Origin of the sequence: Roseibium sp. MMSF_3247 (assembly GCF_030733765.1) — a bacterium.
Classification (GTDB): domain Bacteria; phylum Pseudomonadota; class Alphaproteobacteria; order Rhizobiales; family Stappiaceae; genus Roseibium.
Genome location: NZ_JASHII010000011.1, coordinates 90,954 through 102,330 on the forward strand (window position 1 = coordinate 90,954; position 11,377 = coordinate 102,330).

Annotated in this window: 9 protein-coding genes and 2 pseudogenes; 5 read left to right on the top strand and 6 right to left on the bottom strand. The window is 52.9% G+C overall.

The genetic code is table 11. The features are described from left to right. The first annotated feature begins 118 nt into the window (after nucleotides 1-118). Nucleotides 119-1,480 carry a plasmid replication protein RepC gene (repC, locus tag RBB44_RS24010; protein ID WP_306150216.1) on the top strand — a complete coding sequence of 454 codons (1,362 nt, stop codon included), beginning with the start codon at nucleotides 119-121 and terminating at the stop codon, nucleotides 1,478-1,480. Nucleotides 1,481-1,575: 95 nt separating this feature from the next. On the opposite strand, the gene RBB44_RS24015 is transcribed toward repC, so the two are convergent. Beyond that, nucleotides 1,576-1,932 carry a cupin domain-containing protein gene (locus RBB44_RS24015; RefSeq protein ID WP_306150217.1) on the bottom strand — a complete coding sequence of 119 codons (357 nt, stop codon included), beginning with the start codon at nucleotides 1,930-1,932 and terminating at the stop codon, nucleotides 1,576-1,578. A gap of 307 nt (nucleotides 1,933-2,239) precedes the next feature. On the opposite strand from RBB44_RS24015, the gene RBB44_RS24020 reads away from it, so the two are divergent. Both RBB44_RS24020 and RBB44_RS24025 read left to right on the top strand, forming a co-directional pair. Beyond that, nucleotides 2,240-2,725, top strand: a complete 486-nt coding sequence (locus RBB44_RS24020; protein ID WP_306150218.1) for a nucleotidyltransferase family protein — start codon at nucleotides 2,240-2,242, stop codon at nucleotides 2,723-2,725. Between the two features lie 6 nt (nucleotides 2,726-2,731). Then, nucleotides 2,732-3,076: a DUF86 domain-containing protein gene (locus tag RBB44_RS24025; RefSeq protein WP_306150219.1), complete on the top strand. Its 345-nt coding sequence runs from the start codon at nucleotides 2,732-2,734 to the stop codon at nucleotides 3,074-3,076. A 59-nt stretch (nucleotides 3,077-3,135) separates the two neighbouring features. Here the strand turns inward: RBB44_RS24025 and RBB44_RS24030 are convergent, their stop codons facing one another. The 3 genes from RBB44_RS24030 to RBB44_RS24040 all read right to left on the bottom strand — a co-directional run bounded on the left by RBB44_RS24030 (nucleotide 3,136) and on the right by RBB44_RS24040 (nucleotide 6,809). Further along, on the bottom strand, nucleotides 3,136-3,912 hold the full coding sequence (locus tag RBB44_RS24030; RefSeq protein ID WP_306150220.1) for an ABC transporter substrate-binding protein: 777 nt from the start codon (nucleotides 3,910-3,912) through the stop codon (nucleotides 3,136-3,138). A 28-nt stretch (nucleotides 3,913-3,940) separates the two neighbouring features. Further along, the gene (locus tag RBB44_RS24035) at nucleotides 3,941-6,370 is read right to left on the bottom strand and encodes an EAL domain-containing protein (protein ID WP_306150221.1); all 2,430 of its coding nucleotides are present in this window, start codon (nucleotides 6,368-6,370) and stop codon (nucleotides 3,941-3,943) included. A gap of 379 nt (nucleotides 6,371-6,749) precedes the next feature. Continuing rightward, nucleotides 6,750-6,809 (bottom strand): hypothetical protein, encoded by a 60-nt coding sequence (locus tag RBB44_RS24040; RefSeq protein ID WP_306150264.1) that lies wholly within the window; start codon nucleotides 6,807-6,809, stop codon nucleotides 6,750-6,752. Nucleotides 6,810-7,784: 975 nt separating this feature from the next. Here RBB44_RS24040 and RBB44_RS24045 point away from each other — a divergent pair. After that, nucleotides 7,785-7,943 (top strand): annotated as a pseudogene (locus RBB44_RS24045) (DUF736 family protein); the annotation flags it as partial. 592 nt (nucleotides 7,944-8,535) lie between these two features. Here RBB44_RS24045 and RBB44_RS24050 read toward each other — a convergent pair. Beyond that, nucleotides 8,536-9,837: a trypsin-like peptidase domain-containing protein gene (locus tag RBB44_RS24050; RefSeq protein ID WP_306150222.1), complete on the bottom strand. Its 1,302-nt coding sequence runs from the start codon at nucleotides 9,835-9,837 to the stop codon at nucleotides 8,536-8,538. Nucleotides 9,838-10,051: 214 nt separating this feature from the next. On the opposite strand from RBB44_RS24050, the gene RBB44_RS24055 reads away from it, so the two are divergent. Further along, on the top strand, nucleotides 10,052-11,125 hold the full coding sequence (locus tag RBB44_RS24055) for an acyltransferase (protein WP_306150223.1): 1,074 nt from the start codon (nucleotides 10,052-10,054) through the stop codon (nucleotides 11,123-11,125). Nucleotides 11,126-11,155: 30 nt separating this feature from the next. Here the strand turns inward: RBB44_RS24055 and RBB44_RS24060 are convergent. Then, nucleotides 11,156-11,377: pseudogene (locus tag RBB44_RS24060) on the bottom strand (IS5/IS1182 family transposase); the annotation flags it as partial.

An 11,377-nucleotide genomic window follows, 5' to 3' on the forward strand; every position in this document is an offset into this window, starting at 1 on the left:
GAAGCCCTCTTTGTATGTAGCAAACTGAGAGAATCACTTCCGCCCGAAATTGTCAAGACGTGAGCCCCTGTTTTGCGACCGGGAACGCCTTTTCATTGCCTTTTTGAAGGTGATGGACATGACGGATCGAATTGCAACGACGCCTTTCGGCGGCGGACCCTTTTCTCTTGCCTTGTTCAAGGCACATGAGAAGCTTGAGACCGACCGTGCAGCTCTCAAATCCTCCGGCAACCGGACGGGTAAAACGGACAAGTGGCAGTTCCTGCGCGCCCTGACAGAGGCCCGCGATGTCTATGCCTTGTCCGATCGGGCAATCACGGTTCTGGAGGCGCTCTTGAGCTTTCATCCGGAAAAGGAATTGGACGGGTCGGAAGACATCATCGTCTTTCCATCGAATGCCGAACTGTCCTTACGCACCCGCGGAATGTCCGCGCCAACCCTGCGCCGGCATATCGCAACGCTGGTTAAAACGGGTCTTCTGCTGCGCAAAGACAGCGCGAATGGCAAGCGTTTCGCCCGCAAAGGGCCGGGCGGTGAGGTGCGTGACGCCTTTGGCTTCAACCTGGCTCCTGCCGCTCTGATGGCCCCTGAAGTCTTCGAGCACGCCGAGGTGGCACGTGCGCATGCCGCGGAAGTCCGAAAGGTTCGGGCAGAGATTACGCTGCACCTCCGGGACATTTCAAAGATGATCGAGGCCGCTTTCGAGGACGGGCAGGGCGCACACAGCCCGGCACTCTGGCTGGGTTTCACGGACGAGCTTAAAGCGCTCTCCGGCCGGGTTGCGCGTAACGGTGCTCTCAGTGACCACAAGCAGCGCTGTGACGGTCTGGTGCGCTTACGGGCCCGCGTTGAAAGCGCGTTCTTGGCTGGAATGGACGAGGCGGATTTGCGCGAAAGAGACTGCGAAGAAGCATCTGCACAAACCGGGGATATCTCTCATTTAAAATCAAGAATGAGCGGCAACGACGCTCGTAATGAGCGCCACATTCAGAATTCAAACAAAGACGACTCATTTGAATATTACTCAGAAAAAAATGAAATAGATGATCGTGCAGCCGACATCAGGCAACGGCAACACCTTGATCATGGTAGACCGGAAGCCGGGCAGGGGTACCATCAAGAGACCGAAGCGCCTGAAGTCCGGGGAAGCGCCAATGGAGAGTCGGAACAAGTCTCCCTCGGAGATCTGAAGCGGGCGTGTCCGTCGTTTGCCGATTATGCGCTCGAAGGCCTGGGCAACTGGTCGGATGCCAGAAAGGCGGCGGAGCTGATCCGGCCGATGCTCGGGATTTCGAAAGATGCCTGGCTGCGGGCGCAACAGCATATGGGGCCAGCCGGTGCAATCGTGACGATGGCGTATCTGGTGGAAAGGGCGGAGGAGATCAAATCCGCTGGCGGATATTTGCGGGTTCTGAGCGAGAAGGCGGAAGCCGGGAAATTCCGGCTCCGGCCAATGCTCGACTCTCTCATGAACCGGTGAGGGCAGGGGGCTGCCAAGTGAGAGTTGACAGCTGTCAACAAACAAGCGCGTTCGGATGGCTTTGGCTCATGAGGTGCTTGTATCTGGTCAGAAGATCAGATCCGGGGTTTGGGTGCCGGTTCGACACCAGAATCGCCGGTGTTTGGAACGCCCTTAGGTTCGATGAGCAAGACCTTGGTTTCTTCTTCGGCGCGCGGCCGGTGGACAACGCCTTTCGGCACAATGAAGAGCTCCCCGGCTTTCACCACATGCGGGTCCTGGCCTTCGATGTCCATGACCATCTCGCCTTCAAGGACGAGGAAGAAGTCGTCGGTGTCTTCATGTTGATGGAAGGGAAACTCTCCCTTGAACTTCACCACCATCACGTCGTTGGTGTTGTAATCGGCGACCACATGAGGATTCCAATGAGTGGCAAACATTGAGAGCTTGTCGGAGAGATTGATGGGTTTCATGTCGGTCCGTCCTGTGAACTGCCAAGAAGGGCAGGGGCTATCTGTCTTCAATGCGCCCACGGTACTTCAATCCAACCGGACCTGTCTTGAACGTTTGTGCGGGAAACGACGGATCATAGCCGGGAGAGGACACCGTCGACTGTGTCGCATGTTTGAGAAGGGGGAACCGATGGAATTCCAATCAGACCGGCTGTATTCCAGGAGCGCAGAAACGAGTTGACAGCTGTCAACTTTGAAACAGCATTGAAAAAGGGCCGCTATACGTGGTAACGTGCATTTGTGCACAAAATAACGGATGATGGTTTCCATGTCAGTGCAGAATACCTCCAAGTTCGTTTCCGACAGTGCCGAAACCGCGTTCTTATCTGCCCGAGTGCCAGTGCCACTGAAAAACCGGTTCAAGGCACTGGCTGCGGAACGCGGCGCAAAGGTTCAGGATTTGCTGCAGCAGATCGTCCAGGAGTATGTGGATGACCAGTCATCCGGCCCGCTCGCAGCGACCGATGTCATTGCCCGGTTGAGGAGCGTTCGCGGGGATTTGGAAGGGCAGGGGATCGGCCATCTCTATCTCTTCGGCTCTCTCGCGCGGGGCGAGGCGCAGGCCGGTAGCGACATCGACTTGAGTTACGAGCCGAAACAAGGCGCGCAATTGTCTCTGTTTGATCTCGCGCGTTTGAAGGATGTTCTGGAGACCGCGCTCGACATGCCTGGCCGGGTGGATCTGGCGCCGCGCGCTCGTCTTGCTCCGCATGTGGCCGAGGCTGCCGCAAACGATGAACTCCGGATTTTCTGAAGCGCCATGCGTGACGCCCGCCACCGGCTGGAAGACATCCTGCGTGCCATTCTCGACATTCGCACGTTTGTCGCGGGCCTGGATCAGGCAGCCTTCCTGAAAACACCGCTGGAGGACCGCAAGACGTTCCGCGCCGTAACGGCCTGCCTTCAGGAAATCGGCGAGGCTGTAAAGGCGTTGCCGCCCGAAGTCACAACCCGCCATCCGGATATTCCCTGGCGGCTGATTGCCGGAATGCGCGATCACATTGCCCATGAGTACTTCCGCGTCGACGCAGATATCATCTGGGCAACGATCGAAAGCGGCGAATTGGAAGCTCTTTTGGACGCGGTCAGTGACGAACTGAAGTGACCGCTAACCGGTCAGGGAGCATGTGCAGAGGCCAATTCGAAGCATATAAAAGGCGGGCCTCAAGACTCGATCCCATAACGCTGAAGGATCCGGGCATGGGTGCCGTCATCGATCATGGCGTCGAACACCGATTGCAGGAGATCGACGAGGTCATCGGGCGTCTGGCGATGGAGGGCGAGATAAAGTTCGCCGCGGTCCAGTTCATAAACGGTTTCATACTCATCCAGGGCAACATCACGTGTTTGCAAAGCCCAACGGGTCACTCTGGTCTCATAGGAGATGGCATCCACACGGCCTGCTATGAGTTTTCGGAAATTCTGATCATTTGAGAGCACCGCTTCGATCCGGTCATTCGGCACGCCCCTGGCCTGCAGAAGGAGCTGCCCGACATCGTCCTTGACCACCCCAATCCGCAATTCCTCAAGGTCCTGAACGGTCTCGATGTTCAGGTTACGGCTCTTTTTGGCAATCAGCCCCACGACGGTCGGAACAAAAGGCCCGACCCATTTGAAAAGGTCCTCGCGGTCTGGTGTGCGGGTCGTCGAAAAGAGGGCGTGCCCGGACCGCTGAAGGGTCAGATTGTAGCCCCGCGCCCATGGCAGAAGCGCAATATCCGATCGGTTGTAACCGGACGCCGTGCGGTTGAAGATCTCTTCCATGATCTCAACGCTGAGCCCCAAGAGCTCGCCCCCTTCCTGGTAATTGTAGGGGGGGTACTCTTCTGTCATCACCTGGAGGCCTGCAAGGTCGGCACTCGCCCGGGACAAGCGGAGCGAGGGCAAGGGCGCTAACACAGCCATGCCTGCCAGAACGGTCCGTCTTGTCACTGCCTTCATCTGTTGCCCCTTGTCGGTGACATGGTTTTCAGTATGGCCTGGCTTCCAACTCTTTCAGGTCCGGCAAAGCGTATCTGCTTGACCGGCTTTTCAAAGGCCCATTGAGCCAAACATCAAGCGGTTTGGCGTCTCCGAAGAGGAAACCCTGACCAAACACTACATTCCGTTGTGTCAAGCTGCCAAGTTGTTCTTCGGTCTCGATGCCCTCGGCTATCACGGTCAGATCCAGCTTCTCCGCCAGGCCGACAATGGCTTCAACAAGTGGCGCGGTCTTGCCGGACGCATCTTTGTTGGAGATATCTCCAAGTCCTTGAACAAACGACCGGTCGATCTTGACCGTATCAACGTGGAGGCGGTTCATGTAGCTTAGCGATGAAAAGCCGGTCCCAAAATCATCGAGTGCCAGGGCACATCCGAGTTTCCGGATATCCTCGATCAGCCCGTCCAGGTCGGCGCTGTTCTGCATCAAAGTTGTTTCGGTGATTTCGAGTACCAAGCGGTCGCCCACCAGATCATGTTGCGCAAGGTACCGGGCCAATGTGTCCGGTAGTTCCCGCCTGAACTGGGCCGCTGACAGGTTGAGCGTCACATAGGCGTCCTGCCAGTCGGGTTGCTGCTCAAGCTCTTTGAGCGCCCGCATGCCGAGCCGCAAGACCCGGTCGCCAATTTCCAAAATGCTGCCGGTTTGTTCTGCAACCGTGATGTACTCTCGAGGCGGCAAGATGCCCATGTCCGGGTGCACGAGCCGCAAAAGGCCCTCGAACCCGACGATGCTCCGCTCGTTGAGATGAACGATAGGCTGGTAGTAAAGCTCAAACCAATCATGTTTCAGAGCCTCGGAAATGAGCTCCTTGACCTCCAATTGGCGTGCGGCTTCCTGGCCGAATTGGACATCAAAGACGCAGTGTCCGTTCCGTCCGCTGCCTTTTTGGCGGTACATGGCGACATCGGAGGTCTGCAGCAGGTCATCCGCCGTGTCCGCATTTTCCGGATAATAGGAAATCCCGATGCTGGCAGAAATTTGCAGCTGCCTGCCGGAAAGGCTGATCGGTTGCTTCAGGACCTGGTTGATACGTGTTGCAAGGTCAACAGCGCGCGCGCGCACATCGCCACCGGACAGCAAGATGGCGAACTCATCGCCGCCAAATCGGCCGAAACAATCATCGGTTTTCAAGAGCTTGGACACTCTTTGTGTGACCAGCTTCAGCACCTGGTCACCGGCAAAGTGACCGAGATTGTCATTGACCCATTTGAAGTTATCGAGATCAAAAAAGAGGACGGAGATCTCATGGTCCGCATCGGCTGCGTCGATCGCCTCGTTCATCCGGTGCGTGAAGCCGTGCCTGTTCAGCAAACCGGTCAGGAAATCCGTTCGCGCCTGATGGAGGATCTTTGCCTCTGCGGCTTTCAATTGACAGATATCAGCCATGACGGAGAGCGACTGCCGGCCGGTCGAACTCTTGTCGAAATCTCGGATTTCGGTGATCAGAACATCCAGCGGCGACCCGTCGGCCCTGATGAAAACCGAGGTGATTTCAAAAGACATGTGCTCCGCTGAGAAGAGGCGCTTGCGGCTGTCGAGATATTCCTCTGTGCAATCGGGTTGGAGGAACTCCCTGAATTTGCGCCCTATAACGGCCTCCCGCGCGTACCCCGTGGCGCTCAGCCAATAATCGGACACATTCAGGATCCGGTCTTCATGATCAATGGAGTAAAGCATCACCGGCGTGTTGTGATACAGAAATGCCAGGCGCTTGTTCGCCTTCAACAGCTTGGCTTCGTCCTTGTCGAGGCTGTCCTGCATCTCGTTAAAGGCTTCCGTGACGCTGCCGAATTCATCTGATGAGGACCAATCCACCCGTTTGCGGGTTCCCGACCGATGGGTGGTCTCGATGGCCTCATTCAGCCGGCTCAAGGGCCGGTTGATCATGATCCGGTTGGCAAGCAGGGCAACGATAAGTACAGAAATCGTCGAGACAACAAACAAAATGGCGGGGTAGGCAACCTGTTCGATGGCGGCGCTCCGCAGGCGTTCCGTCATGAACCAGACGTTCAGTGTGCCGACATTGTAGTCGTTCTCATCAATGACGTGGATGATGTCCTTTGAGAACAGCGTTCCGCCTTCTTGAGAGGCCGGGTTGCTGTCATCGGCGTTTGAAAAGAACGCGAGCCGGTTGTTGGTATCGTCCAGGACTTCGATGCTGAAAATGTCTGGCTCCGTGGCGATGGCCGCCGTCCATTTCTTCAGGTTTTCGTCGTCGAAATCCCAGATCAGCTTGCTCAGGACCTTGCTGTTGACGTCAACGAGAACCTGCTGTTTCGCGACCATTTCGCGTTCCAGCGTGTCTTTGGTGACAACGAAAAACAACAGCAAAAGCGGGCCGTTCACGGCAATCAACGTTGCGAGCATAATGACGAGAAATTTTCGCTGCGTTGATCCCCAGATGTACCCGAGCATTTTCGAAATAGATCCCTGTTTCAATCTAGGAAGCCATCAACTCCATAAAACACTAAATCACAATGTGCGAAGTAATTGAATAACCTCTTAATATCCTAGGTAATTTCCTAGAAGTTCTATTTAGCTTGGGTTGTATCGCTGCGCTGAAAAACAAAAACGCTATGTGAAGACTATTACCGGCCTAACGTCAGCAGTCCCAGTGAGACGTGTTTTTCGGCATGCCATCCACGGGCCGATGGCATGGCAGATTTCTGCGGTTTGGAACTCAGAGAAGAACGGCCTGTCAGAGCCGGGCGGTTGTGTCCAGGTAATACCGGACCGAACAGCGCCACCCAAGTTCGCTTTCGATCCGGTGCCGCAGTTGGTCAGAGCCATAGGGCTATCCGTTTGTGACAAATGTCAGGAGTGGTGGCCGCTCGAAATTGCCCAGCCAGCGCATGATCTCATTCGCGTCGGCATGGGCGGACAGTATGTACAGGTTGCGCTAAACGTTCCTGAAATCGAGTGTCGGCGCACTGGCCTTACATCTCCGTGCTGGGTCCTTCTCGACAAGTTCAATCGCGTCGAGATGGACAAGGACTATGGCTTTGTTTCCACCGAGCCTATCAGCTCGGTCATCGCGGCGTTTCTCCGAGAGATTTGCCACGACCATCAAGCAAGCAGCCCAAACTTCTCCCATCAAAGCCGTGAAGCGGACCTGACTTCGCTTCGTGCGCTCCCGGGCGGCAAGACCACCGTTCTTCAATGCCTCCCACTTTTCGTTGCGGTTGGAAAGGATGGCTGATTGTCCACTTCAGTCGTTGCCAGGATGCGTACAGCAACAGGCACATTTCACAGAGGCAATCTAATCCCGCTCTTTCCATGGATGGTATTCCTGGTGCGGCACGGGCAACGCGGGAGCCTGTGTCGGAGGCATTGATGCAATGTGCAACGGTTCGCCTTTCCGTCGCTGGCATTTGCCATCCCGACCTGCCGCTGGACTTACGCGGACAAAGCAGGGATTGCCGGTCTGTTCGGAGTTGAAAGAATGACAGTTCTCCAGACTGGCATCAACGTAAATCACGCAAGCTCATTCTCGCCTCGGGTGCTGCCGTAGATGGGTGGTCCGAACACGACGTTCGCAGGTCTTCATTTCCTTAATCTGTCACAAAGGCGTCGCCCTAAGCGGTCTCGATTAAGGCATGTCTGACCGGGACCCGGCTTCGCCTCGGTCGGCTTGACGCAACGGCGGATCGAAACTTTCTTCCCCTTCGAACCGGTGCTCGAATTCCTCGCGGGTAGCCAAGAAAGTATCTTCCCGCCGTCCTCCCCTTCGTTTCGGTTCCAAAGGAATGCGCGCCGACCGTTCCCGATCTCTTCGACAGCCATCGAGGCCGCGATGGTCGTGGCCCGAAACATCGAAAGAATGAAGACAATGGCAAACATCGGCACATTCACCACTACGAAGAACGGCTTCACTGGTCAGATCAAGACGCTGGCCCTCAACGTCAAGGCCCGCCTTGAGCGCATCAAAAAAGCCTCCGAAAACGGCCTGCAATTCCGCATCTACTCCGGCTCGGTTGAACTTGGAGCCAATCTCTCCGTTAAATAACACGGCTATCTGTTCCAAATACCCTGACGACGGACAGGCATGTGTACTCTTCTAACGATGCAGAAATAAGCCATTTGATTGATACTCTAGGCGCCTACAATGAAGGTGCTGCTTATTATTTGAACTCGTCTATTTCTTCCTCGGCCGCCAGCAATAGAGCGCTCGATCTAAATGAAATGAATAGGGCTGAAGAAATCGCTTTTGTGGGGATCGGGGATAACGACGCTGTAGCAACTTTGTAGGTTTTAATGATGAGCACTTCGGATATCGGTCTCACGGCTAAGAGGGAACTGTAAAAGAATTCGATAAAGCATTATCCTCAAGAGAGACCGCCAAAGGTTCATTTTTTACCTTTGAATTGTATCTGCTAATTAACCCAATCTTGGGCTTTGACCAACGGGCAGATGAATCTGGTTAATTGCCGTAGACCGTTCGAATACGGCGGCACGCTCCCGGTTGCGGCGGGCGGAACGAACCCACCAGCAGATTTAGAAACCCTAGAATTAAGGGTGGCCTTTTTTGACCAGCGCCCCCTTCCGGCAAGCCTAGTGCTTTCCAGGTGTGATTGATACCGCTATAAGAAATCGGTATTGTGCGGTGCTGAATTTATACCCACCAATTTACTTATTTCGCTAGCCGACATGTCTTCACTTAGGCCATATTCAAAAGGTGCGCTAGCTTCAGTCACTAGAGATGGATTGATATAGTATGCGGCACCCTCATTATTCGCGTCCAATGTGTCGAGTAGTATACTGATTTCAGTTATGTTGGATGAATAAACATGCCCCTGCAGGGCTGGCACATAAAGTCGGTAAACACCAGTCGTGTATCCGAGAGATGAGTCTAGGTCGAGCGTGACGTACCAAACACCGATCTCTTGTGTCGTCCAACCCTGTGTTTGTATGATTGAGATCTCAGTATTGTTCGCGGTAAAAAGATACCGACCAGACTGCTCATTATACATGCGAACTACAGGGACAGTACCCGACGACGCTGTTGTTGAAGCTTGAAAAGCAGCTCCTTCATCCGACCAGCCAGGGTTATTAATCGCCGTAGTCGAACGCTGGGTGTTTCCGGTAGCAAAAAAATGCGAGCCGGTATCTGGATTGAAAAACCTATAGACGTTTTCTATGGGAGCCAACACCACAGGGTCCGGGTCACCACTTTCATTGTTGTCAATCGGATCAGGGGTAATAATGACTTGGTTCGTTCCGGGAACGCTGGTAATCAAATGGTCATTGTTGTCGATGATGTTCGTAATCCACTCATAATGAGGGTCAATAGGTGTAATGACCCCAGCAAAGTCTCCGAAAGCCGCACTACCGTTGTAAATCCCTTGCACCCTCGGGGTGCCATCATGGTATACGAATGCGGGCCCGCCACTGTTACCAGAACCCGGTGCAAGAGATCTAATTACGCCGTCATCAAAGTCTTTATATGCCCATCCATTTGTTTGGATCAAATTACCGCCGGCGCTGCCCGGATAACCCAGTATTGTCATCGCCCCCTCGATAAATCCGGTTTTAAGCCCGAAGTATCCAAACTCCAAACCTGCAGCATAACTTAAGGAAACAATTGCAATGTCATTCGAGAACCTGGCCGTGTCATTGTTGTCAAGAACGTATTTGTAATTGACGCGTACTCCATTACGGAGTGGGTGAAAACCATCATCGACGTCATAAGAGAAATATACATCCACATATGATGCCGAACCGCCCCGATCGCGGTCATAGACTACATGAGACGCAGTAAGCAAATCATTGTTGCCAATAAGCGCGCCAGATCCCTGTGTCTTTGAACCGTCTGGAAATTCCGCGATTATGTAGGCAACGGCTTGATTGGGGTACAGGTCATCGTTTGCTTCAAAAAAACTCATACGAGCCTCTCAAATAAGAAATAAAGCTCCAATTTAACCGGGTGCAGAAAATTGGCCGGTAACCACGCACAGTTGAAATATACACTTCAAGGTACATCACCGGTCAAGCAAAAAATATTTTCGCACATCCTGTTGGTAAAGTGCTTGATAATCTTCCCTGGCATCGATGAGAGGTTATTTTTTAGAGTAAAAGACAGATAAGTACACGTCTTTGATGGAAAAGCCGGAAGATCTGAAAGCGCTTACAAGTCTGAGATTTGTTGCCGCATTTGCATTGCTTTTACATCACATGCGCGGTCATTTTGGTATTGCTTATGATTTTACTCACATTCCATTAGGAAGCGGTGTTTCGTTTTTCTTTGTGCTTTCAGGATTTATTCTAGCACACGTCTATCGATCAAAAGTAAACTGGAAACGATTTTATTTGGCGCGTTTTGCTAGATTGTGGCCTAGCCACTTGCTTTGCCTCGTTCTTGCCGCTGTGCTGATTGGCGATGTAACGGGTGCCCAAAGTAGTTTTGAGTATATAAGTCGGTTTATAGCGAGCGTTTTCTTAGTCCAAGCATGGTGGCCGGATTTCCGGCTAATTTTCAGCTTTAATTCTGTGAGTTGGAGTATTTCAACCGAGGTATTCTTCTACCTTTTTTTTCCACTTATCCTCTGGTCGAGGTTATTCGGGCTGCTGTTTTCGGTGCTCTTGTTGGTTGGAGCTATAGGCATTTGCATCTGGTTACAACTCCCGCCGTACACTTCTGCTTTGACAGGTGAGCTTACTAGTACTGCCGTGTTGTACATAAACCCGTTAGCAAGGGTGTTTGAATTCGCCTTTGGTGTAACAGCATATCCACTTTGGAGGTATCTGAAGGGACGATTGCGGCCTGCGTTATGGTACGCTTTACGGATTATCAGCGTTGCTTTGCTCGCGACATCACTAGTTTTTTGGAAAGAAATTCTACATTTTGTGTATATGTTTGGTGGTCGGTACACAGCGATCTGGTTTGCTCAGTCAGGTCTCTGCATTGTTGCCATACTTTGGGTTGTTGCCTTTGCAAATGCAAAAAGTATTTTTAGTTGGAAAGTTTCTGTTTTTTTAGGAAATATATCTTTTGCGCTTTATATGTGTCACCAAATCATCTTGCGATTCATTACTTCATTGAATTTAGAATTTTCTGATAATGTTAGCATTTCAATCTACCTCATGTTAGTCTTCTTTTTTTCGATACTACTATGGCGCTTTGAACTGACAGCTAAAAAGTGGGTTATGCAGCCAACACTCTTTCGAGACTGATGACTGTGTCAATTTAGGGTTCAGACTCAATCATATCCAGAATGCGACGAGTGTTGCGAGGGCGACAGCGGACAGGAAGTTCCTGGCGAGTTTGTCTTAGCGAGTTGCGACGCGCCGGAAGTCCTTGAGGCGGCAGAAGGCGTTTTCGATGAGATGACGGCTCTTGTAGCGCTTGGCGTCGTAGCGAATGACGCGCTTGCGATTTGAGCGGCCGGGAATGACCGGGACGATTGCGCGCTGGCGCAGATGTCT

Excerpts from the sequence above, each read along its gene's own strand:
- repC (WP_306150216.1), top strand. The coding sequence starts at position 119 with ATGACGGATCGAATTGCAACGACGCCTTTCGGCGGCGGACCCTTTTCT.
- RBB44_RS24015 (WP_306150217.1), bottom strand. The coding sequence starts at position 1,932 with ATGAAACCCATCAATCTCTCCGACAAGCTCTCAATGTTTGCCACTCAT.
- RBB44_RS24020 (WP_306150218.1), top strand. The coding sequence starts at position 2,240 with ATGTCAGTGCAGAATACCTCCAAGTTCGTTTCCGACAGTGCCGAAACC.
- RBB44_RS24025 (WP_306150219.1), top strand. The coding sequence starts at position 2,732 with ATGCGTGACGCCCGCCACCGGCTGGAAGACATCCTGCGTGCCATTCTC.
- RBB44_RS24030 (WP_306150220.1), bottom strand. The coding sequence starts at position 3,912 with ATGAAGGCAGTGACAAGACGGACCGTTCTGGCAGGCATGGCTGTGTTA.
- RBB44_RS24035 (WP_306150221.1), bottom strand. The coding sequence starts at position 6,370 with ATGCTCGGGTACATCTGGGGATCAACGCAGCGAAAATTTCTCGTCATT.
- RBB44_RS24050 (WP_306150222.1), bottom strand. The coding sequence starts at position 9,837 with ATGAGTTTTTTTGAAGCAAACGATGACCTGTACCCCAATCAAGCCGTT.
- RBB44_RS24055 (WP_306150223.1), top strand. The coding sequence starts at position 10,052 with ATGGAAAAGCCGGAAGATCTGAAAGCGCTTACAAGTCTGAGATTTGTT.